A 21685-nucleotide genomic window follows, 5' to 3' on the forward strand; every position below is an offset into this window, starting at 1 on the left:
GGAACGGACCCATGGGCCAGCATACCGTCACGTCCTTCGACCAGGAGCTGGAGAATCTCGACCGGCTCATCCGCGACATGGGGGAGATCGCCTCGGAGATGACCCAGACGGCGACGCGGGCGCTGCTCTACTCAAACACGGCGCTGGCGCAGCGCGTCATCTCGGACGATGTCGTCATGGACGCCAAGCAGCGCGAGCTCGACGAGCGCGCCATCACGCTGATCGCCAAGCGCCAGCCGATGGCGCAGGACCTGCGCGCCGTGGTGGGCGCCATCCGTATGGCGGCGGACCTCGAGCGCATCGGCGACCTTGCCAAGAACATCGCCAAGCGGGTGGGCGCCGTCGGCGGCAACGCGCCGCGCGGCCTCACCCAGCCCATCGAGACCATGGCCAATATGGTGCTCGAGCAGGTCAGGCTGGTGGTGGACCGCTATGTGACGCGGCAGGACGAGGCCCTGACGAAGCTGCGCGACGAGGACGAGAAGATCGACATCCAGTATACCTCGGTGTTCCGCGAACTCCTCACCTATATGATGGAGGACCCGCGCAACATCACCGCCTGCACGCATCTCCTCTTCTGCGCCAAGAACCTGGAGCGGATCGGCGACCACGTGACCAATATCGCGGAAAACGCCTACTACGTCCTGACCGGCCTGCAGCTGCCCGTGCAGCGGCCGAAGCAGGACGAGATGACGGTCAGCAGCTAGCTGGAGGCCGTGGATGATCGCACCGAAAATCATGGTGGTCGAGGACGACGAGCCCCTATGCGTTCTCCTGCGCTACAATCTCGAAGCGGAAGGATACCAGGTCGAGGTGATCACGCGCGGCGACGAGGCGGAGGTAAGGCTGCAGGAGAACGTGCCTGACCTCCTCGTCCTCGACTGGATGGTGCCGGCCATTTCCGGCATCGAGCTGTGCCGCCGGCTGAGGATGCGGCCGGAAACGGAACGCCTGCCCATCATCATGCTGACGGCGCGCGGCGAGGAGAGCGACCGCGTGCGCGGCCTGTCGACGGGCGCGGATGATTACCTCGTGAAGCCCTTCTCGACGCCAGAATTTATCGCCCGCGTGCGGGCGCTGCTCCGGCGCGCCAAGCCCGAGGTCCTGTCTACGGTGCTGAAGGTGGGCGATATCGTCCTCGACCGCGAGTCGCACCGCGTCTACCGGCGCAAGAACGAGATCCGCCTCGGTCCCACCGAGTTCCGCCTGCTCGAATTCATGATGCAGCACCCCGGCCGCGTCTTCTCGCGCAGCCAGCTCCTCGACAATGTCTGGGGCGAGACGATCTATATCGACGAGCGCACCGTGGACGTCCATGTGGGCAGGCTGCGCAAGGCGGTGAACCAGGGCCGCATGCCCGACATCATCCGCACCATCCGCGGCGCGGGCTACGCCATACGGGAGAGCTGAGCGCCGGCGCCTTCGGGCATTTGGGGCTGCCCAGCCGCAAATGCCCGCTCCGTCAGCCGGAGTAGGCGCGCTCCAGCGCGGCGATGTCGAACTTCTTCATCTGCAGAAAGGCCTTGGTGACCCGCTGCGACTTCGCCTGGTCGGGATCATTCAGCATCTTCGGCAGCACAGTCGGAATGATCTGCCAGGAGACGCCGAACCGGTCCTTCAGCCAGCCGCAGGGGCCCTCCTCGCCGCCCTCCACGAGGCGGGACCAGTAATAGTCCACCTCTTCCTGCGTCTCGCAAGGCACCTGGAGCGAGATCGCCTCGTTGAACTTGAAATGGGGCCCGCCGTTCAACGCGGTGAAGGGCTGGCCGTTGAGTGTGAAAGCCACGGTCATGACCGCGCCCTCCGGCTTGCCGTGGATCTCTTGGCCCTCCTTGCCGTAGCGGCTGATCGCGCCAATCTCGGAATTCTTGAAGATCGACACGTAGAACCGCGCCGCCTCTTCGCCTTCGCTGTCGAACCACAAGCACGGGGTGATCGTTTCCATTGGGCTGCTCCTGCCTGTCTTGTCATGTCCGGAGGGCGGTTCCTACCTTGCGCCTCCAGTCAAAGGACGGAGGGGGACCCGCCCATCCGACAGCCCACAGGGCAAAAAACGCGCTGCGGTTCAGGCCACGTGCGCGCGCCGCTCGGCCCTGCCGTTCGCCGAGGTCGATAGGCCCGGCGCAAAAGTCTCGCGGTCAAGACTCGTCAGCGCCGTCATGGCCGCGCCGTGCAGGATGAGCGGCACTTCCTTCGGGAGTGTCTGGAAGGAGATCGCCTCTGCGTGCTGCCCACCGGCGGTTTCGGCGAGCGCCCGGCGGATCTCCGGCTCCAGGATGTCGAAGGCGGCCGCGCCCTGGCCGACAACGGCGACGGGGGCCGGGTCGATGAGCGCGAAGAGATTGCCCAGCCCATAGCCGAGCGCACGCCCGGCCTCGCGGAACGCCAGGCGCGCCGGCCCGTCTTCGCGGCGCGCCAGTTCGGCCAGCGCCTCCATCTCGGCGGCTTCGATATCGGCCACCGGCGGCTCCTCGGCGCTCTTGCCGAGCGCCTTCCGCCAGATGGCGTAGTTGCCGGCATAGGCTTCGATGCAGCCCCTCCGCCCGCAGCGGCAGAGCGCGCCGCCCGGCTCGTGCACCATATGGCCGAACTCCCCGGCCGAGGACCGGGTGCCGGTGAACATCTTTCCGTTGAGCACGAGCCCCATGCCGATGCCGTGTGAGAGAAGAACGGCAATGAAATTGTCCCCATAGCGGTCGGGGTTCAGCCAGCGCAGCGCCACCGCCATCATGTTGCAGTCGTTCTGCACGGTGACGGGCAGGCGGAAGGCCGCTTCCAGCGTCGGGCCGATCGGCAGGTTGCTGTGCGGCGTGATGGGCGACCAGAGGAGAAGGCGCTCGGCGGAATCGGCGATGCCCTGCATGGCGCAAGCAATGTGCATGACCCGGCCATGGCCACGCGCGATATCGGCGACGGCGGAGACCACCGCGTCGAGAAGCTCTTGCCGGCTCAGGGCGAGGGTCGTCAGCCGGTGCTTGCGCTGCTCGATGACCTCACCGCGATAGTCGACAAGAACGATGGAAAGGCAGTTGAAGGAGAGGTAGAGGCAGACGACCGCCGCCGCTTCGGGATTGAGCCCGATGGCCACCTGCGGCCGGCCGCGCTTGGCGGGCATGGGTTCCCCCTGGCCCGTTTCCCGCATCGTGCCTTCCTCGATCAGGTCGGCGGCGATGGCCGAAATGGTGGAATGGCTGAGCCCGGTCCGACGCACGATTTCGGTGCGAGAAGGCTGGCCGGCCTGCCGCACGGCCGCAATGACCAGGGCGCGATTGCGCTTGCGCATCTCGTCGTGGCGGATTCCCGCGGTCACTTCCCCTCCCTAGAACTCCCACCCCCTCCTATAGACCTATATTGACACTGACGGAAACCTGCGTCATTCTTTTTTTCGAAGCTCGAAAAAATGGGCTTTGCGGCACCGCCGGAGGCGGAAGGAGCTTCCGGAGAATGCCGGCAATGGTCCGGTGCGGCTCGGCCAGTCCGGCCGCTGCACGGGTCGAGGCAGAACCATCGTCGCGCCGTCCGGCGCCGGGAGGAAATCATGAAAAATACCGCAACCGCCATCCTGGCGGGCCTTACGCTTTCATTGTCGCTCTCCACCGCCGCCCTTGCCGAAGGCAAGGTCATCGGCGTCTCCTGGTCCAACTTCCAGGAAGAGCGTTGGAAGACCGACGAGGCGGCGATCAAGGCGCAGATCGAGGCCGACGGCAACACCTATATCTCGGCCGACGCCCAGTCTTCTGCCGCCAAGCAGCTCACCGATGTGGAATCGCTGATCGCCCAAGGCGCCAACGCGCTCATCATCCTGGCGCAGGACGCTTCCGCCATCGGACCGGCCGTAGAGAAGGCAGTGGCAGAAGGCATTCCCGTGGTCGGTTACGACCGCCTGATCGAGAACCCGGACGTCTTCTATCTGACCTTCGACAACAAGGAAGTCGGCCGCCTGCAGGCACGGGCCGTCCACGAGGCGCAGCCCGAGGGCAATTACGTCTTCATCAAGGGCAATGCGGCCGACCCGAATGCAGACTTCCTCTTCGAAGGGCAGATGGAGGTGCTGAAGGAGGCTATCGACTCCGGCAAGGTGAAGAATGTCGGCGAGGCCTACACGGACGGCTGGCTCCCCGCCAATGCGCAGCGCAACATGGAGCAGTTCCTGACCGCCAACAACAATGAGATCGATGCGGTCGTTGCGTCCAATGACGGCACGGCCGGCGGCGCCATCGCGGCGCTGGAGGCGCAGGGCCTTGCCGGCTCGGTGCCGGTATCGGGCCAGGACGGGGACCACGCAGCGCTGAACCGCATCGCACAGGGCACGCAGACCGTCTCGGTATGGAAGGACGCGCGCGAGCTCGGCAAGGCGGCCGCCGACATCGCCAACCAGCTCGCCGAAGGCACCGCCATGGATGCCGTCGAGGGGGCGACGAAATGGGCCGAAGGCCCCAACAAGGTGGAGATGAACTCGGTCTTCCTGAAGCCTGTGCCGATCACGAAGGACAATCTCAACGTGGTGATCGATGCCGGCTGGGTGACCAAGGACGTGGTCTGCCAGGGCGTGCAGCCGGGCAAGGTCGACGTCTGCGGCTGAGCCATCCTATAATGATAAAGGACGCCGCGGCCCGCGCGACCGCGGCGTTTTCGTAGCCGGGGGCCTGTCCAGTCCGGCACGGGGAGGAGTAAAGATGACCGACGTGACCTCCGGCGCCCAGCCGCAAGGGGCTTCCGCCGTGGAAGGCAGCCTCGCCGCCCGGTTCCTCAAGGCAACCGAGCTCGACACGCGCATGCTCGGCATGGTCGGAGCGCTCGCCGTCATCTGGATCGGCTTTCATCTCATCTCCGGCGGCCTCTTCCTCACGCCGCGCAACCTCTGGAACCTCTCCGTCCAGTCAGCCTCCGTCGCCGTCATGTCGACGGGGATGGTGCTCGTGATCGTCACGCGCAACATCGACCTGTCCGTGGGCTCGGTCCTGGGCTTCGTCGGCATGATGATGGGCGTGACGCAGACGGAGATCCTGCCGCAATTGCTGGGCTTCGGCCACCCGGCAACCTGGCTGCTGGCCCTGGTGGCGGGCCTTCTCCTTGGCGCCCTGATCGGCGCGCTGCATGGCTATATCATCGCCTATATGGCGGTGCCGTCCTTCATCGTCACCCTCGGCGGACTTCTCGTCTGGCGCGGCGCCGCCTGGTGGGTGACGAGCGGGCGGACCGTCGCCCCCATGGATGCGCGGTTCCGCCTGATGGGCGGCGGGCCGGACGGGGCGATCGGCTCGTTCTGGAGCTGGGTGGTGGGGCTCGCCGCCTGCGCCGCGCTCGTGGCACTCCTTGCCTATGGCCGCAAGCAGCGGCGCAAGTTCAAGTTTCCGCTGCGACCCCTCTGGGCCGAAGGGTTCCTGGCGGCACTCGGATGCGCCGTCATCCTCGGCGCCGTTGCGGTCGCCAATTCCTATCCCTGGCCGGCGGCCATCGTGCGGCGCTACGCGGAGGCAAACAACATCGCCGTCCCCGAAGGCGGGCTCTTCATCGCCCACGGCATCGCCATCCCTGTCCTGATCGCGGTGGGCGTGGGCATCGCAATGACCTTCCTCGCCAACCGCACGCGGTTCGGCCGCTATGTCTTTGCAATCGGCGGCAACCCGGAGGCGGCCGTCCTCGCCGGCATCAACACGCGCTGGGTCCTCTTGAAGATCTTCATGCTGATGGGCCTGCTGGCGGGCATCGCCGCGGCGATCTCGACGGCGCGTCTCAACGCGGCGACCAACGCCATGGGCACGCTCGATGAGCTCCTGGTGATCGCCGCCGCCGTCATCGGCGGCACCTCGCTCGGCGGCGGCGTGGGCACCATCGCCGGCGCGATGCTCGGCGCGGTGCTCATGCAGTCCCTTGCCAGCGGAATGATCCTGCTCGGCCTCGACACACCCCTGCAGAACATCGTTGTCGGGATCGTGCTGGTTATCGCGGTCTGGCTCGACACGCTCTACCGCCGGCGAGCCCGATAGGAGGACGTCATGGAAGGTAGAACACCGCTTGTCGAGATGCGGAACATCTCGATCGCCTTCGGCGGCATCCACGCCGTGGAGAATGTCTCGATCGACCTTTTCCCCGGCGAGGTGGTGGCGCTTGTCGGACACAACGGGGCCGGCAAGTCGACGCTGATCAAGATCCTCTCGGGCGCCTACAAGCGCGATTCCGGCGCCATCCTCGTCAATGGCGAGGAGGCGCAGATCAACAATCCACGCGACGCCAAGAAATACGGCATCGAGACGATCTACCAGACGCTGGCGCTGGCCGACAATGTGGACGCCGCGGCCAATCTTTTTCTCGGACGCGAGCTGCTCACTTCCTGGGGCACCCTCGACGATGTCGCGATGGAGGCGGAGGCGCGCAAGGTCATGGGTCGTCTCAATCCGCGCTTCCAGCGCTTCAAGGAGCCGGTGAGCAGCCTGTCCGGCGGGCAGCGTCAGTCCGTCGCCATCGCCCGGGCGATATATTTCAACGCACGCATTCTCATCATGGACGAGCCGACGGCGGCGCTCGGGCCGCAGGAATCGGCGCAGGTTGCGGACCTCGTGCGCCAGCTCAAGGCGGACGGCATCGGCATCTTCCTCATCAGCCATGACATCCACGACGTCTTCGATCTGGCCGACCGGGTGGTGGTGATGAAGAACGGGCAGGTCGTTGGCACGGCCCGCACGACGGAGGTCACCGAGGATGAAGTGCTCGGCATGATCATCCTCGGCAAATGCCCGCCCGGCGCGATGCCCGGGCCTGGAGCCCTTCAGGTGGCCGCTGCCTGACCGCCGCGCCGCCCTAGATACGGCCGGCGTGCTGCTCCGCAACGCCGCCATCCGGAACCGGCTCCACCGACGCGGCAAGGTCGCCCTCCGGTGTTATGCGCCAGACAAGCTCGGCATTCGTCTCCTCGAGTGAAGCGTCAACCGGGAGGCACGTGGCGAGCACCTGCGGGAAGCGGGCCGCGTGGCGGCGCATCTCCGGCTCGAGCTCGGCCTGGCACTCGCTCGCCTCCGCGTAGATTGGCGCGGGCGCAGGAAGCTCGATGCAGCGGTCCAGATGCTCGCTGCAGCCGACGATCAGTAGCAGGAAAGCTGCGGCATCCATGGCTGTTCTCCACTGCCATGGAAACGGCAAGATCAAAGGCGGGTTCCGGGGCCGAGACCCCGGCTGCCCTCACATGATATTGAACAGGAAGAGGACCGCGACCATCCCGGCAAGGATCAGCAGGGCGAGGCGGAAATAACCGAACGGGCCGTAATTGGGGCCCGGCGGCAGTGGATCGTGCTGATCCGTGTTCACCATCGCCACCCGGGCGGCATCCTCGATGTGATTCAACATGTTCATGGGCCCCACCTGCAAATCATCATGCCTCGAAGAATCTAAGGATCACTGAACCGGACGGCTAAAGATCGCACAAGCAGGGTCACCGCGCGCGGCGGAAGAAGCCGAACAGAAGGGACAGTACCAGAAGGGCCAGGAAGATATAGAAGAGGATCTGGGCCATACCGGCCGATGCGCCGGCAATGCCGCCAAATCCGAGGGCGCCAGCGATGATGGCGACCACCAGGAAAACAAGAGCCCAGTACAGCATCCGAGGTCTCCGATCGTTTGGGGGAGACGCCAATGTCTCCCATCTCGTGCCTGGGGCAACGCGAGGGCTTGCCTGTTGGTTCCGCAATGAAAAAGCCGCCCGGAGGCGGCTTTATCCTTGCATTCGCTGCGGGGCCGGTCAGGCGGCCGCCGCGCGTGCCTGGTGGTCGAAGAACAGAGCCTGGCTGATCAGCGCCTTCACCATGTCCGGGTTGAACGGCTTCGTGACCAGGAAGGCCGGCTCCGGCCGCTCGCCGGTCAAGAGACGCTCCGGGAACGCGGTGATGAAGATGACGGGCACGGGCGTCGTGCTCAGAATTTCGTTCACCGCATCGATGCCCGAGCTTCCGTCGGCAAGCTGGATGTCGGCCAGCACCATGCTCGGCCGGGTCTTCTCGAACAGCGCCGTCGCCTCCTGGTGCGTGCGGGCGGTGCCCACCACGCGGTGGCCGAGGCTCTCGACCAGCTCCTCGATATCCATGGCGATCAGCGGCTCGTCCTCGATGATCATGATGTCGGTGGCGACCTGCCGCGAGATTTCGTCGCTCGCTTCCCTCAGGAGCACGCTCAGCCGGTCCTCCGGGACGTCCATGATCTCCGCCGCCTCGGCGGTGTCGAAGCCTTCGACGGCAACGAGCAGGAAGGCCTGCCGCGGCTGCGGCGCGAGCGCGGAGAGGTTGGTAACCGCCCGCTGCTCCCAGGCCGAAGTCGGCCTCACCTCGGGAACGCGTATCTCGAAGGTGCCGAAAAGCTTGGTGAAGAGCTTGAACAGGGCGATGCGGTCGCTCGAAGCGTCGGGGAAGATGGACGTGTCGGCGATCAGGGCTTCCAGGGTTGCCGCCACCAGTGCATCGCCGCTGGTCTGGGAGCCGGAAACGGCCCGCGAGAACCGGCGCAGATACGGCAAGTGGGGGGCAATTCTCGCAGACAAGCTCATTCTTATGTGATCTCCCTCAGAGATGGAAACGGGATTAAGGATAGGATACCGCTCAACGTGGCCGGTCTGAAAAAGTTCCCGATCCATGCGGAACTTTTTTAGCATGGCGGCGTTATCCGACGAATTTGTGATCTGTGGGCGACGATTCGAATGACGAGAATGTACAAGGATGTGGGGCAGGGCACCGGTAATGAGAAGGGCATGACATATCAGAAGATGGAAAAAGGCCGGAACGGCGCGAAGCGTTCCGCTGCCGATCCGCTCGGCCCCAATTCCGAGATAGGTCGCAAGCTCAGGCAATATTACGACGAGTTGATTGCCGACGACATTCCGGACCGCTTCAGCCAACTGCTGAACCAGCTTCAGCAGAAGGAACAGCCTGGATCGGCGGCGAAAGAGGATTGACCATGTCTGCGTCACCGAGTTTTCGCGACGGTCTCCTGGCCGCGGTGCCGACGCTGCGCGCATTTGCGGTTTCGCTCGCAAAAAATTCCGACCGCGCCGACGATCTTGTCCAGGAAACACTGGTGAAGGCCTGGGACAAGCAGGACAGCTTCCAGCCCGGCACCAATCTGAAGGCGTGGCTCTTCACCATCCTGCGCAACGAGTTCTACTCCCAGATGCGCAAGCGCCGCAGGGAAGTCGAGGACAGCGACGGGGCGATCACCGCCAGGCTCTCCATCCACCCCAGCCAGGATGGCACGTCCGACCTCACGGACTTCCGCCGGGCGTTGCAGCTCCTGCCGGAAGACCAGCGCGAGGCCATCATCCTCATCGGCGCTTCCGGCTTCTCCTACGAGGAAGCGGCCGAGATTTGCGGCTGCGCCGTCGGCACCATCAAGAGCCGCGTCAGCCGCGCCCGCAGCCGCCTGCAGGAGATCCTGTCGATTTCGGGGGAGGGCGATTTCGGCCCCGATCCGATCGCCGCGCAGGTTACAAATTCAGCCGCCCTCGCCTGAGCGGGTAAGGGCGACCATCCTCGCCACTGCCTGGGGAAGCTCCAGGCCCGAATAGGGCTTGCCGATCACGGGCACGTCGGGAAATTCGGCGAACAACGGCTCCGTGCCCGGATATCCGGTCGCGAACACGAAGGGAACGCGGCGCTGCTTCAGGCGCCGCGCCAGCTCCAGCGTCCAGTCTCCCCCCACCTTGGCATCGAGAATCGCGGCATCGGCGCCCAGGAGCGCCGTCCGGACCTCCTCCCTCGTATCCAGCGCCTCGGATGTGAGATACGCGTCAGAGCTGATCGTCGCGACCGCTGCGGCCCCAAGATCGTAGCATAGCTGCTCGACATCCATGGCGATCAGCACTTCTTCTTCGACCAGCAGTATTTTCAGCCCCTCAAGCAACCTGTCCAACAGCGCGTCCTTCCAACCCCATGGCGAATCCCAATCCCACCGATCGGGATGGCTGTCATTTAAAAAAGACATGGCCTAGTGTGGGCGTGCACAGGCCAGAAAAACAAAAGCGCTGCAGGGGGTCGAGGTGGGGTCGAACATCGAGTGGCTGCCGACGCAGGTGCCCTGCGGGAGCTGCCCGCTGCGGGTGCGCCAGGAGTTCCGCGATTTCACCGAGGTGGAGCTTGAATTCATCAAGGGATCCAAGCGCGGCGAACTGCATGTGGCAAAGGGCGGCACCATTCTGGAGGAAGGTGCAGCCAACCAGCATCTCTATACGGTGCTTTCCGGATGGGGCTTCCGCTACAAGACGTTGAGCGACGGCCGGCGGCAGATCGTCAACTACGCCATGCCGGGCGATCTCGTCGGTCTGCAGGGCACGGTAATGGGCGAGATGCAGCATTCCGTCGAGGCGCTCTCGCCCATGGTGCTGTGCATCTTCGAGCGGGCCAAGCTCTTCATGTTGTTCGAGGGATTTCCGCAACTCTCCTTCGACGTGACCTGGATCGCTTCGCGCGAGGAGTGCATGCTCGATGAGAACCTGCTCGCGGTGGGCCGGCGCACCGCGGTGGAGAAGGTGGCCTATCTCATGGTTTTCCTGCTCAGCCGCTCCATCAAGACAGGGCTCCTGGGCAGGAGCGGCGTGGACATACCCATCACGCAGCAGCATGTGGCCGACACGCTCGGCCTTTCCGTCGTCCACACGAACCGGACGATCCGCAAGCTGGTCGAGCGGAAGCTGATCAGCTGGACCGACGGCGGCTGCCGCATCCTCGATGCCGAACGCCTCGCTCTGATTGCCAGATGGGAAGATCCGATACCGCGGCCCCGGCCATTCCTCTAGACCGGGTCAGGGAAGCCGCGAATACTGCCGCCGGCGTTCGTCGGAGAGGGCCCATTCGAAACCCGGGAGGATGTTGCGGGCGATGGCGAAAAGGACCAGCAGGGCTGGTATGGCCACGAAGCCGCCGATCGGCCCCCAGATCCACAGCCAGAAGGTGACGGCGAGGAAGACCAGGAACGGGTTGAGGGTCATGCGCCGGCCGATCACCATAGGTGTGACGAACTGCGCCTCGATGCCGTTGATGACGAGATAGAGCAGCATGGGCATCAAGCTGCCCCAGAATGTGTCAAAACTGGCAAGGCCGATGCCGAGCAGGACCACCGCCATAACCGCGGGGCCGATATAGACCACGAAGTTGAGAAGCCCCGCCAGGGCGCCCCAAAGCGGGGCCGAAGGAACCCCGGCCAGCCAGAGCGCCACGCCCACGGCGATGCCGAGTCCTATATTGATGATGGTGATCGCCAGGAGATAGTGCGAGACCAGTTCCTCCACGTCGCGGAAGATATGCGCGACGCGCCAGCGCAGGCGCCGTCCCGAGCAGAGCCGCAGCACCATCATCCGCGTGTCGTTGCGCGTGGCGATGAAGAAATAGAGGCTGGCGAAGAAGACGAGAACCTGCGCCAACAGAGCGGGTGCCAGCACCGCGACGCTCTCCACGGGAGAGCCCTCGTCCACGGACACGGTGACGTTCGCGTCGCCGCCCGTGGCCTCCCGGATCTGCTCGCGGATGCCTTTGATCGTGTCGAGCGGCTCGGACAGGCTCGACAGCTGGAATTGGAGTTCGTTCCAGATCTGCGGCACGCGTCCGGCCCACGAGGTCAGCGGAGCGGCTACCGCCGCAGAGAGGACGCCGACCAGCAGGATGAAGACCAGCACGGCCACTATCGCGGAGACCGCCGGCGCAATGCCCCGGTTTTCCAGCCGCTGCGCGAGTGGGGAGAGCATCAGGCCGACGACGATGGCGAGCGAGACGGGGGCGAGCAGGAACCGGCCGACATAAAGCGCGGCAAAGAAAGCTACGACGCCAAGGCTGATGACCGCGACCTGCGCGCCCCTGGTCAGGGCCGTGTCGTACCCTGATTTCGGCGGCAGGCTTTCAGCAGGAAGCCTTGTCCTCCTAGCCGCTTTGTTCATGGACAACTCCAGGAATCGGAACTGCCTCAACGGCAGGAGGGGAGGATGGTTCCGGAAGCTTGCAACCCCTGCCGGGAACCTAGCCGCCGCTTGCGCGTTCCGGCGTGGTATTTCAGCTATTAAGGAGTGGACCATGGCGACGACTGGCGCGCGCGGACCTAAGGACGAAGCCCAGGGTACCGGCAATGAGGGCACCTCGGCGGAAGGCCGCAATCTAGATTCGGACATTCAGCAGCTGAGGAGCGATATTGCCCGGCTGAGCGAGCATCTCATGCAGCTCGGCAACCGCTCCGTGTCGCAGGCCCGCAGGGCGGCCTTGGAGCAGGCCGACCAGTTGCGCGGCACCGCCGAGGAGTTCCAGGACGACGTTATCGAGGCGGTGCGCGAAAAGCCGATCACGGCGCTTGCGCTGGCCGCGGGGGCCGGCTTCCTCTTCGCCCTGATGATGCGCCGCTAGGTGCGGTGAAGGGATGTTCGCCAGACTCCTAGCGCTGCTCGCGACCGGCGAGGCGGCGGCCGTCAAGCGGCGCCTCAAGACGGCCGTCATGTTCTATGCGGCAGCGGGCCTCGTCGCGCTGCTGGCGCTCGTCTTCCTGCTGGTCGCGCTTTACCTGTGGGCGGCGGCCCACTGGGGTGCAACGGCCACGGCGCTCTGGTTCGGCGTCGGCTTGCTCATCGTCAGCGGCCTCATCTTCATCGCCTATCGGGTGACCGCCCGCGCTCGCCGGCGCGCCGCCATGGGCAAGCGGGCAGAGAGCATGATGGTGGGCGCCTCCGCCCTTGCCATGCTGCCGACCCTCGTCGGCAGGAGAGGGAGCTGGACCACGGCGCTTGTCCTGCTGGCCGGCCTCGCCGGCTACGCCGCTTATAACGAGTATATGCGGCGCATGGGGCAGCGCGACGACTAGGAGCCTGCGAAGAAAGGACACAGAGACGATGGAACAGAAAGTGCCACCGAAGAAGGCGCGCCAGGGGCGTGAAGGTCTGCCCGTGCTCCTGGTCCTGATCGGCGGCTTGGTGCTGGCCGGCCTCGTCTGGGCGGCCGCGGAGATCTATGGGTCGGCAATCGACGAGCAGCAGCCCGTCGAGACGCCGCAATCCAGCGACCAGGTTCCGGTCGACCAGGCCACGGACTAGTCCGCCCGCTTTCGCGGATGCCGGGGCTCTCGCGCCCCGGCATTTTTCATTCGGCGGGAACGAGCACCTGCAGCGACTTCGGCCACAGGCGGACATGGATGTCACGCTCCAGCGGGTAGAGTTCGCCGTCCATCGCGCTTCTGAAATGCCGCTCGGCCGAAAAGATTTTCAGCCGCACTTCCTTGGCCTGATAGATCTCCACCTGCTCGTTCCTGCGCCAGCGGCCGAGCGCCATGTTGAGGAAGAAGAAAAGGAGGTCGAGCCGGCTTTCCGCCCGCGTGATGTAGACGCCGAGAGTTCCTCCGTCCGGCCTGTCGGCATAGGGCAGGTGACCTTCGCCAAAAAGGTTGTTGGTGATGCCGATGCCGGAGGTGACCGTGACCAGCTCTTTTTCTCCGATGGTGATAGCAACCTTGAGGTTGTGAGGATTCCTGAGCGTGGAGATCGCAGCCCGCACTGACGCCAGCAGCTTGCCCAGCCGTCCGTGAAAGGGAATGCGCGAGCGCAGGCGTATGAGCTGCGGGTGCATGCCGATCGAAAACTGGTGCACGAAGGGCTTGTCGTTGACGCAGCCCATGTCGACGCGGCGCACGCGCCCGACGGCAAGCGCGGCGACTGCCGCCGGGGGGTCCAGCGGTATGTTGAGGCTGCGCGCGAAGAGGTTCATCGTTCCGGCGGGCAGAATGGCCAGCACCTTGCTGCTGCCGGCAAGCAGTTCGGCAGCCAGTGAGACCGTGCCGTCGCCGCCGCCGACCAGCACCACGTCGGCTTCCGGATGGCTGCAGGTCTCGCGCAGGGCTGCAACGATCCCGCTCCCGTCCACCACAAGCACCTCGACGCTGTGCCCTGCCGCGGTCAGCGCATCGCTTATTTGCGTCGACAGGGCGTCAAGATCCATGGTGCTGAGCGTGCCGCCGTCGCGGTTCAACACGGCACGAAATCGCATGTGTGAGGTCCTGGCGCGAGTGGAGTTCGTGGCAGCAAGAATGAGCGGCGGCCGTTTCCGTTCCCTCGCTCGGTAAAGCGCGCCGTTCGGGCCGCCTCCGCCGCCCGGCGCGCCGTGGTCCCGCAAGTTCGTGAAGACGCCGATACGCTTGCGCCGGAGCGACTTCGAATCCGCGCTCGCCCGGGCCCAAATCCATATGCGCGCGGCCCGAGGGACGGAACCGATCGGGCACCTCTGCGTTGTGAATTTGTGGTGGCCGCACACCCGATCCTCACTTGCAGGCTCGGTTCGGATGCGCGGCCATGTACAGATAACTGCACATGGAGAGCTTTAACATGATCCGCAATCTTTTGGCGACCACCGCGATTGCCACATTGCTCGCGAGTGGCGCATTTGCCCAAGATACAACTGCTCCTGCGACCACGGCTCCGGCCGCCGGCGCTCCGGCTGCCGGCACGGACGGCGCCGCCGGCGGCGCGGCGGGCGGCCAGACCGAGCAGATGACCATTCCTGCCGAAGGCCACCTCGCCTCGAACCTGATCGGCGAGGCTGTGTATAACGGGACCGGCGAGGATGCTGAGAATATCGGCGACGTGACCGATCTCGTGATCAACCCGGACGGTAGCGTCCAGGCGATCGTCGTCGGTGTGGGCGGCTTCCTCGGCATCGGCCAGAAGGAAGTCGCGCTTGAATATGATCTCGTCGAGTGGTCCGAGCAGCAGGATGGCGAGCGCTGGCTCGTCGTCGAGACCACCGAGGAGGCGCTGAGGGCGCAGGAAGAGTTCCAGCGGGACGCCTATGAGCCTCAGCCTGCCGATGCGCAGGTCTCCGAGACCCAGCCCGCCACGCAGGAGGACCTCGCCTCCGCTCCGACCCAGCAGGAAGGCGAAGGTGCCGAGGGCGACAATGGCGGCACCGCCGGCGGCGCGACCGCCACGGCTCCGGCCACCGATGACGCGAGCGGCGGCACCGCCGGCTCCGATACCGCCATGTCGGACAACAACCAGAACCAGGCTGGCGGCGCGTCCACCGACACGGCAGCCAACCAGACCGGCGGCACGGCCGCAGGCGGCGCTGCCGGAGCGGCCGCGGGTGCAGCAGCTGGCGCCGCGGCAGGCAACGCCACTGCGAACACCGACAACGCTGCGGAAAATCAACAGCAGACGGCGGCGCAGCAGAACCAGGCCGGCGATCAGCAGAACCAGGCCGGCGGCGAGCAGCAGGCTGCCCAGACCAACCAGACGGGTGGCGAAGCGGCGACCGATCAGACCCAGACCGGCGCGATCGACCGCAACTCGCTGCAGGAAGCCCCGCAGGACCAGATCACGGCCGAGAACCTCGTCGGCACCACCGTCTATGGCGCCAATGAGGAGAATATCGGCGAGATCAACGATGTGGTCCTCACGCAGGACGGCCAGGTGGACGCCATCATCGTCGATGTGGGCGGTTTCCTCGGCATGGGTGAGAAGCAGGTCGCGATCGGCATGGACAACCTTGCGTTCATGGCTGACGAGGACGGCGAGCTTTACCTCTTCACCGAGTTCTCGCAGGAGCAGCTCGAGGCCCAGCCCGAGTATGACGAGGCCAATTACGCCCAGAACCGCGATCAGATGCGCCTGCAGGCCCAGTAATAGCGTAGGCGTTGCAAGTGCATGCTGGAAAGGCCCCGCCTCGGCGGGGCCTTTTCTTTCCGGCCCATGCCGGTCTTTCCGGCCCATGCCGGGCTATCTGACGCGGACGGACACTGTCCTCAAAGAGGAGACAGTGCATTTCCGCGCCGATGCCTTCCCGCGCGCCGCGAGCAGCCCCACCTGTGCAGGGATAGAGCGGCGCTGTTGCCGTGCTCGCCCGAAAGGAGGCGACCAATGCTCAACGCGATCGAAGGCATCCACCACATCACCTCCATGGCGCGCGACGCCGCCAGGACCGACGCCTTCCACACCAAGGTACTCGGGCTGCGGCGGGTCAAGAAGACCGTCAATTTCGACGCGCCGGACGTCTACCACCTCTACTACGCCAACGGCAGCGGCCAGCCGGGAACGGTGATGACCTATTTCCCCTTCCCCAACATAATCCGCGGCGTGCGCGGGGCGGGCGAGGTCTCCACAACCGTCTTCTCGGTGCCGGAGGGAAGCCTCGGCTTCTGGGAGAGGCACCTTGCGGACAACGGCGTCACCGGCATCCGCCGGGCCGAGATCCTCGGCGAAAGCCGGCTCTATTTCGACGGCGTCGACGGCGACGGGTTCGCCCTTGCCGAGGCGTCCGGGGATGCGCGCGAACCGTGGACTGGCGCCGCCGTCCCGGCTGAGCATGCCATACGCGGCTTCCGTTCCGCGACGCTGCTGCTCAGGGACAGCGGCGGCGCGCGCGAACTGCTGGCGCTGATGGGCTTTCGGAAGACCGGCAGCGAGGGGAGGCGCCTGCGCCTTGAGCGCGCGGGCGGAAACGGCGCCGACATCGTGGAGATCGAGGCCGACTCGGCCGCGGCCCCGGCCAGGCAGGGTGCGGGCTCGGTGCACCACATCGCCTTTGCCGTGGCAGACGCGGCCGCGCAGCGCAGCGTGCGCGAGGCGCTTGTGCAGGAGGGGTTCCAGATCACGCCGGTGATCGACCGCGACTACTTCCTCTCCGTCTATTTCCGCGCGCCGGGCGGCGTCCTCTTCGAGATCGCCACCGACGAGCCGGGCTTTGCGCGGGACGAGGATCTGCAGCATCTGGGCGAGGCGCTGAAGCTGCCGCGCCAGCATGAGCATCTGCGGCCCTATCTGGAACGTCACCTGCCGGCGATCGGGAGCTGAGCGATGAGCACGGACGCCTATCCGCACTATTCAGCGCCGGCCGGTCCTGGCCGGCCGCTGCTCTTCCTCCTGCACGGTACCGGCGGGGATGAGCGCCAGCTCCTCTCCGTCGGGCACGAGGTCCTGCCCGGCGCCGGCATCGTGGCTCCCCGCGGCGATGTCAGCGAGCAGGGCGCGGCGCGCTTCTTCCGGCGCACGGGCGAAGGCGTCTACGACATGGACGACCTCGCCCGCGCGACGGCGAAGATGCAAGGCTTCATCCGCGCCCATGCGGCGGCGCAGAAGCCAAGCGCGGTTCTCGGACTTGGCTATTCCAACGGGGCGAACATCCTCGCTTCCGTCATCTTCGCCGATCCGTCCCTGCTCGATGCCGCGGTGCTGATGCACCCGCTGATACCGTTCGCGCCGCGCCTTTCTGGCCCGCCGCGGACGCGGCTTCTCATCACTGCGGGCCGGCGCGACCCGATCTGCCCCGCGACCATGACGAGCCGCCTCGCCGCCCAGCTTGAAGGAGCGGGTGCGCAGACGGAGATTGCTTGGCATGAAGGCGGTCACGAGCTTCGCCCGGGCGAGATCGAGGCCGCCAGGACATTTTTCGCCCGCTACGGCGGCACGGCCGATGAGGAGAGATCAATGACCGGACCGAACATCGAATTTCAGGACCTCGGCAACAAGGGCCGCTACGTCCACGCCGTCGACGGCGACGAGGCGGAGCTGACCTTCGTCAGGGTGGGTGAAAGCCAGATCATCATCGACCACACGGAGGTGCCGCAGCGCTTCCGCGGAAAGGGGGTCGGCGAAGCACTGGTGGCGCACGCCGTCGAGCAGGCGCGCAAGGACGGCGTGAAGATCCGGCCGCTCTGCCCCTTCGCCGCCGTCCAGTTCCGCCGCCATCCCGAATGGGCCGACGTCCTTGCCAGGTGAGGGGCGGCCCGCTGCCCGGCATGATTGTTTTCTCGGTTAAAACGCGATTGTGAAGCGCGCCCGCGCAAGTTTGCATCTCCTGCCTCGTCTTTGCCGCCTTTGATGCTATCTTAGCGTTCGGAGCGCCGCTTCGGGCGTCGCCGCACTCTGGAAGGATGATGGCCGAATCGCAAAGCATAGACGGCCTGAGGCCCGGGCCCTTCGCCCGGCTGCGGCGGACCCGTGCGGCCGTGCGCGCGGCGATCCTGGTCGAGCGCCTGTGGCCGCTCCTTCTGCCGCTCGTCGTCGTCGTCAGCCTGTTCCTGAGCTTCGCCTGGTTCGGCCTCTTCCGCATCCTGCCCGATTGGGGGCGGCTCGGCCTTCTGGCGCTGCTCGGGCTTGCCGCCCTTGCAAGTTTCTGGCCGCTTCGGCTCTTCCGCGCCCCGACGGCGGTCGAAGTCGACCGGCGCATCGAGCGGGCCAACCTTCTCGAGCACGCGCCGGTCTCTGTGCAGACCGACCGGCTGGCGGCGGGCGAGGGCGATCCCTTTGCCGCGGTGCTCTGGCGCGAGCACCAGAAGCGGATGGCCGAGCGCCTGTCGCGGCTTTCCGGCGATCTGCCGCAAACCTCCATTCCCGAACGCGACCCCTACGGGCTGCGCGCGCTGGCCGCGCTCCTCTTCGTCACCGCGCTCGCCTATTCGACTGGTCCCTATGGCGGCCGGATTACCGACGCGTTCCAGCCGCCTGCCTTCGCGCGCACCGTTTCCGCGCGCATCGATGCCTGGGTCACGCCGCCGCCCTATACGGGCCGCGCCCCCATTTTCCTCACCGCCGATGCCAATGCCGGGCAGCAGGCCTTCACCGTGCCCGAGAGGAGCACCGTCGCGGTGCGGGTCAGCGGCGGCTCGGGCGAGGAGACGCTGGCTTTCGTCGATGCCGCCGGCGCCGCGCAGCCGATTGCGCCGGAGGAAGGCGCGGCGCAGACCGGGGACCGCTCAGCCGTCGCGGCCGAAGGCGGCGCGGTGCGCTTTGCGCATGTCCTGACGGCGGACGGCGCGGTTGCCCTCCGCAGCGGCGAGAGCGAGCTGCAGAGCTGGCACTTCTCCGTCATTCCCGACCAGCCGCCGCAGATACGCTTTCTCGAAGACCCGAAGCGGGCGCTCAACGGCGCGCTCGAGCTTGCCTATGAGATCGAGGATGATTACGGCGCCGTGGCCGCGCAGTCGCGCTTCGAGCTCGCCGAGCCCGACCCTGGGGCGCGGCCGCTGTTCGAAGCGCCGGAAATGCCGCTCACCGTGCCGCGCGGCGACCGCAAGGACGCCAAGACCTCGCGCGATCTGACCGAGCACCCCTGGGCGGGGTCGGAGGTGAGGCTCACCCTGTCCGCTACCGACGCGGCGGAGCAGGAGGCGCAGAGCGAGGTCAAGACGTTCACGCTTCCGGGGCGCCCCTTCGCCAATCCGCTCGCCCGCGCGCTGATCGAGCAGCGCCGCGTTCTGGCGCTCGATGCCAATCAGCAGCGGCGCGTCCTGGCGCTGATGGATGCCGTGCTGCTCTGGCCGGAAGAGACCTTCGAGGTCAGCACCCATTTTCTCCTCATCTCCGCCGTTCGCTCGCGCCTTGCCATGGCTGAAAGCGATGACGCGCTGCGCCAGGTGGTGAACGATCTGTGGGAAGTCGCCCTCATCATCGAGGACGGCGCCCTGACCGATGCCGAGCGGCGCCTGCGCCAGGCCCAGGAAGCCCTGCGGCAGGCGCTTGAGAACGGCGCTACCGATGAGGAGATCGAGCGGCTGATGGACGAGCTGCGCACGGCGATGCAGGAATTTCTCCGCGAATTCGCCGAGCGCGCTATGCAAAACCAGCAATTCTCGCAGAATCCCAACTCTGAGATGCTGCGCCAGGACGACCTGGAACGCATGCTCGATCAGCTCGAGGACCTCGCCAGATCCGGCGCGCGGGAGGAGGCCCAGGAGCTCCTTTCCCAGCTCGAGAACATGATGAACAACCTGCAGATGGCGCAGCCCCAGCAGGGGCAGGGCGGCGAGCAGTCGGAGATGCGCCAGCAGATGGATCAGCTCGGCGAGATCATCCGCCGCCAGCAGGAGCTGATGAACGAGACCTTCCGCCTCGACCAGCAGCAGCGCGGGCAGCAGGGGCAACAGGGCCAGCAAGGCCAGCAGGGTCAACAAGGACAGCAGGGCCAGCGGGGCCAGGGACAGCAGGGCCAGGGACAGGGGCAGCAACCCGGTCAGGGCCAGGGCATGTCGCCCGGCGAACTGGCCGAGGCGCTGCGCAACCTGCAGGAGGGCCAGGGCGGCCTGCGCGAGCAGCTTGACGCACTGATGGAAGGGCTGCGCGGCCTCGGCATGGAGCCCGGCGAGGGCTTTGGCGAGGCCGGCGAGGCGATGGGCGAGGCGCAGGGCGCTCTCGGCGAAGGACAGGGCGAGCGAGCGGTCGGCGAGCAGGGGCGGGCGCTCGAAGCGCTCCGCCGTGGCGCCCAGGACATGATGAACCAGATGCAGCAGGCCATGCAGGGCGAGCAGGGTCAGGGCGAAGGTCAGGGAACGCGCCGGGGCAATTTCGGACGCGATCCGCTGGGCCGGCCGCGCGCCACGACCGGGCCCGACTTCGGCGACGATGTCACCGTCCCCGACGAGATCGACACCCAGCGCGCGCGGGAGATACTGGATGCCATCCGCCGCCGCCTCGGCAACGCGATGAGCCCCGAACTCGAGCGCGAATATCTGGAGCGCCTGCTCGACATGCGATGAGGCGCCGCCGGCGTCCCCCACCCCGGCCCCTTTTGGCAGGGCTATCACATATGGGGTTCGACCCCCACTCCGATCGGCTTTGCCGACCACCTCTCCCCCGCTCGACGGGGGAGAGGAAACGTCGGCCGCAAGGCTCGGCACCCTTCCTCTACCCCACGAGGTGGGGGAGAGGTGGCCCGCGAAGCGGGACGGAGTGGGGGATAACGCATACGCGATAGCCTGCCGTTGAGAGGTGCGGGTGGTAGCGATTTCGCCGATGAGGGTGTGGATAGAATTTCCCACCCTAAAAAAAGTTCTGCAGCAAAAACAAGGGACCACTCACTTTTTTCGCCCTCTCCGGCTGTTTTTTATCCACCCCTTTCCGGCCTCCCTTATCATCTGCCCATCGCTCTTGCGGGAACCGGATGCGCACCGGGTGTTCGGGAGAGCGGCGGCGACCTCCCCCTCCAGGGTCGGTACCTGGAGGCATGCTGAGGGCCCGCGACAGGCCGGCGGTGCCGGGGTGCTGGGTGACAGACGGCGCTTCGGAAAAACGGATGCTGGGTGAGAGCCGGCATCGCGGAAACCGCGGAGAAGCCGCTAGGGCTTTTCCTTCGGGGCGCGTGGGACGCGCCACATAAACTAACAGAGAGGCACGGATCACGCGCCCCGCTTCCCACCTTCCTCAATGGCCAGACGGCGAAAGCCGGGCGTGGCAGCGATGACGCGCGCCATGAGAAAGGCTCCGTGGACCTTTTTGGCACTCCGCTGCGTTGAGTGCTAATTTTTCTTCCCGCCCCTCTTGAACGGCGAATTTTCTTCGACCAAATTCTGCGCGCGCGGTGCCGTGACGGGCCGCGTGCCGCGCCGGAGGGAAGGCGCGGGAGGTGCTTCGCAATTTGTTTGTCCCAGGAGGAAAACATGAAGTTCCGTCCTTTGCATGACCGCCTGCTTGTCCGCCGCATCGAAGCGGAGGAGAGGACGGCGGGAGGGGTGATCATTCCCGATACCGCGAAGGAAAAGCCGCAGGAAGGCGAGGTGCTGGCCGTCGGCCCCGGCGCCCGCAACGAGAAGGGCGAGCTGGTGCCGCTCGAGGTGAAGGTCGGCGACCGCATCCTCTTTGGAAAATGGTCCGGCACGGAAATCCGCCTCGAGGGCGAAGACCTTCTCATCATGAAGGAAAGTGATGTGCTCGGCATCCTCGCGGCCGAGGCCGAGATCAAGAAGGCCGCCTGAG

General features: G+C 66.1%; 25 protein-coding genes and 1 pseudogene. 17 read left to right on the forward strand and 9 right to left on the reverse strand.

Going from position 1 to position 21685, the window contains the following annotated elements:
• The first annotated feature begins 11 nt into the window (after nt 1-11).
• The gene (phoU, locus tag RIN79_RS13035) at nt 12-707 is read left to right on the forward strand and encodes a phosphate signaling complex protein PhoU (RefSeq protein ID WP_309085097.1); all 696 of its coding nucleotides are present in this window, start codon (nt 12-14) and stop codon (nt 705-707) included.
• Nucleotides 708-720: 13 nt separating this feature from the next.
• The gene (phoB, locus tag RIN79_RS13040; RefSeq protein WP_375165929.1) at nt 721-1410 is read left to right on the forward strand and encodes a phosphate regulon transcriptional regulator PhoB; all 690 of its coding nucleotides are present in this window, start codon (nt 721-723) and stop codon (nt 1408-1410) included.
• 52 nt (nt 1411-1462) lie between these two features.
• On the opposite strand, the gene RIN79_RS13045 is transcribed toward phoB, so the two are convergent.
• Both RIN79_RS13045 and RIN79_RS13050 read right to left on the reverse strand, forming a co-directional pair.
• Nucleotides 1463-1945: a VOC family protein gene (locus tag RIN79_RS13045; protein WP_309085098.1), complete on the reverse strand. Its 483-nt coding sequence runs from the start codon at nt 1943-1945 to the stop codon at nt 1463-1465.
• Between the two features lie 120 nt (nt 1946-2065).
• The gene (locus tag RIN79_RS13050; RefSeq protein ID WP_309085099.1) at nt 2066-3310 is read right to left on the reverse strand and encodes an ROK family transcriptional regulator; all 1245 of its coding nucleotides are present in this window, start codon (nt 3308-3310) and stop codon (nt 2066-2068) included.
• Nucleotides 3311-3538: 228 nt separating this feature from the next.
• Between RIN79_RS13050 and xylF the strand changes: the two genes are divergently transcribed.
• The 3 genes from xylF to RIN79_RS13065 all read left to right on the forward strand — a co-directional run bounded on the left by xylF (nt 3539) and on the right by RIN79_RS13065 (nt 6788).
• The gene (xylF, locus tag RIN79_RS13055; RefSeq protein WP_309085100.1) at nt 3539-4582 is read left to right on the forward strand and encodes a D-xylose ABC transporter substrate-binding protein; all 1044 of its coding nucleotides are present in this window, start codon (nt 3539-3541) and stop codon (nt 4580-4582) included.
• 94 nt (nt 4583-4676) lie between these two features.
• Nucleotides 4677-5990: a sugar ABC transporter permease gene (locus RIN79_RS13060; protein ID WP_309085101.1), complete on the forward strand. Its 1314-nt coding sequence runs from the start codon at nt 4677-4679 to the stop codon at nt 5988-5990.
• A gap of 9 nt (nt 5991-5999) precedes the next feature.
• Nucleotides 6000-6788 carry an ATP-binding cassette domain-containing protein gene (locus tag RIN79_RS13065; protein ID WP_309085102.1) on the forward strand — a complete coding sequence of 263 codons (789 nt, stop codon included), beginning with the start codon at nt 6000-6002 and terminating at the stop codon, nt 6786-6788.
• A gap of 13 nt (nt 6789-6801) precedes the next feature.
• Here RIN79_RS13065 and RIN79_RS13070 read toward each other — a convergent pair whose 3' ends face one another.
• From RIN79_RS13070 to RIN79_RS13085, 4 genes are all read right to left on the reverse strand, one after another.
• Entirely contained in the window at nt 6802-7110 is a 309-nt protein-coding gene (locus RIN79_RS13070) for a hypothetical protein (protein ID WP_309085103.1), read from the reverse strand.
• A gap of 69 nt (nt 7111-7179) precedes the next feature.
• Nucleotides 7180-7350 carry a hypothetical protein gene (locus RIN79_RS13075; protein ID WP_309085104.1) on the reverse strand — a complete coding sequence of 57 codons (171 nt, stop codon included), beginning with the start codon at nt 7348-7350 and terminating at the stop codon, nt 7180-7182.
• A 79-nt stretch (nt 7351-7429) separates the two neighbouring features.
• Nucleotides 7430-7597, reverse strand: coding sequence for a DUF1328 domain-containing protein (locus tag RIN79_RS13080; protein WP_309085105.1), 168 nt, complete (start codon nt 7595-7597; stop codon nt 7430-7432).
• Nucleotides 7598-7735: 138 nt separating this feature from the next.
• Nucleotides 7736-8533: a response regulator gene (locus RIN79_RS13085; RefSeq protein ID WP_309085106.1), complete on the reverse strand. Its 798-nt coding sequence runs from the start codon at nt 8531-8533 to the stop codon at nt 7736-7738.
• 201 nt (nt 8534-8734) lie between these two features.
• Between RIN79_RS13085 and RIN79_RS13090 the strand changes: the two genes are divergently transcribed.
• Both RIN79_RS13090 and RIN79_RS13095 read left to right on the forward strand, forming a co-directional pair.
• Nucleotides 8735-8938 carry a NepR family anti-sigma factor gene (locus RIN79_RS13090; RefSeq protein WP_309085129.1) on the forward strand — a complete coding sequence of 68 codons (204 nt, stop codon included), beginning with the start codon at nt 8735-8737 and terminating at the stop codon, nt 8936-8938.
• A gap of 2 nt (nt 8939-8940) precedes the next feature.
• Complete coding sequence (locus tag RIN79_RS13095) at nt 8941-9492, forward strand: sigma-70 family RNA polymerase sigma factor (protein WP_309085107.1); 552 nt, start codon at nt 8941-8943, stop codon at nt 9490-9492.
• Here the strand turns inward: RIN79_RS13095 and RIN79_RS13100 are convergent.
• The gene (locus RIN79_RS13100; RefSeq protein WP_309085108.1) at nt 9475-9891 is read right to left on the reverse strand and encodes a response regulator; all 417 of its coding nucleotides are present in this window, start codon (nt 9889-9891) and stop codon (nt 9475-9477) included. The two genes, RIN79_RS13095 and RIN79_RS13100, sit on opposite strands and share 18 nt — an antisense overlap.
• A 127-nt stretch (nt 9892-10018) precedes the next feature.
• Here RIN79_RS13100 and RIN79_RS13105 point away from each other — a divergent pair, with 127 nt between their 5' ends.
• Entirely contained in the window at nt 10019-10774 is a 756-nt protein-coding gene (locus RIN79_RS13105; protein WP_309085109.1) for a Crp/Fnr family transcriptional regulator, read from the forward strand.
• A gap of 6 nt (nt 10775-10780) precedes the next feature.
• Here RIN79_RS13105 and RIN79_RS13110 read toward each other — a convergent pair whose 3' ends face one another.
• Complete coding sequence (locus RIN79_RS13110; RefSeq protein ID WP_309085110.1) at nt 10781-11908, reverse strand: AI-2E family transporter; 1128 nt, start codon at nt 11906-11908, stop codon at nt 10781-10783.
• Nucleotides 11909-12041: 133 nt separating this feature from the next.
• Here RIN79_RS13110 and RIN79_RS13115 point away from each other — a divergent pair, with 133 nt between their 5' ends.
• Genes RIN79_RS13115 through RIN79_RS13125 form a run of 3 tightly spaced genes read left to right on the forward strand, consistent with a single transcriptional unit; the run spans nt 12042 to nt 13045 of the window.
• Nucleotides 12042-12365, forward strand: coding sequence for a hypothetical protein (locus RIN79_RS13115; RefSeq protein WP_309085111.1), 324 nt, complete (start codon nt 12042-12044; stop codon nt 12363-12365).
• 13 nt (nt 12366-12378) lie between these two features.
• Nucleotides 12379-12816, forward strand: coding sequence for a hypothetical protein (locus RIN79_RS13120; protein ID WP_309085112.1), 438 nt, complete (start codon nt 12379-12381; stop codon nt 12814-12816).
• Nucleotides 12817-12844: 28 nt separating this feature from the next.
• Complete coding sequence (locus RIN79_RS13125) at nt 12845-13045, forward strand: hypothetical protein (protein ID WP_309085113.1); 201 nt, start codon at nt 12845-12847, stop codon at nt 13043-13045.
• Nucleotides 13046-13091: 46 nt separating this feature from the next.
• On the opposite strand, the gene RIN79_RS13130 is transcribed toward RIN79_RS13125, so the two are convergent.
• On the reverse strand, nt 13092-13991 hold the full coding sequence (locus RIN79_RS13130; protein WP_309085114.1) for a diacylglycerol kinase family lipid kinase: 900 nt from the start codon (nt 13989-13991) through the stop codon (nt 13092-13094).
• A gap of 335 nt (nt 13992-14326) precedes the next feature.
• On the opposite strand from RIN79_RS13130, the gene RIN79_RS13135 reads away from it, so the two are divergent.
• The 6 genes and pseudogenes from RIN79_RS13135 to RIN79_RS13160 all read left to right on the forward strand — a co-directional run bounded on the left by RIN79_RS13135 (nt 14327) and on the right by RIN79_RS13160 (nt 21684).
• Nucleotides 14327-15622: a PRC-barrel domain-containing protein gene (locus RIN79_RS13135; protein ID WP_309085115.1), complete on the forward strand. Its 1296-nt coding sequence runs from the start codon at nt 14327-14329 to the stop codon at nt 15620-15622.
• A 234-nt stretch (nt 15623-15856) separates the two neighbouring features.
• The gene (locus RIN79_RS13140; protein ID WP_309085116.1) at nt 15857-16789 is read left to right on the forward strand and encodes a VOC family protein; all 933 of its coding nucleotides are present in this window, start codon (nt 15857-15859) and stop codon (nt 16787-16789) included.
• A gap of 3 nt (nt 16790-16792) precedes the next feature.
• Nucleotides 16793-17389 (forward strand): annotated as a pseudogene (locus RIN79_RS13145) (alpha/beta hydrolase); the annotation flags it as partial.
• A 33-nt stretch (nt 17390-17422) separates the two neighbouring features.
• Nucleotides 17423-17713 carry a GNAT family N-acetyltransferase gene (locus tag RIN79_RS13150; protein WP_309085130.1) on the forward strand — a complete coding sequence of 97 codons (291 nt, stop codon included), beginning with the start codon at nt 17423-17425 and terminating at the stop codon, nt 17711-17713.
• Nucleotides 17714-17871: 158 nt separating this feature from the next.
• The gene (locus tag RIN79_RS13155; protein ID WP_309085117.1) at nt 17872-20469 is read left to right on the forward strand and encodes a TIGR02302 family protein; all 2598 of its coding nucleotides are present in this window, start codon (nt 17872-17874) and stop codon (nt 20467-20469) included.
• 900 nt (nt 20470-21369) lie between these two features.
• Nucleotides 21370-21684, forward strand: a complete 315-nt coding sequence (locus tag RIN79_RS13160) for a co-chaperone GroES (protein ID WP_309085118.1) — start codon at nt 21370-21372, stop codon at nt 21682-21684.
• Nucleotide 21685: the final 1 nt, after the last annotated feature.

Source organism: Chelativorans sp., from assembly GCF_031180965.1.
Classification (GTDB): Bacteria; Pseudomonadota; Alphaproteobacteria; order Rhizobiales; family Rhizobiaceae; genus Chelativorans.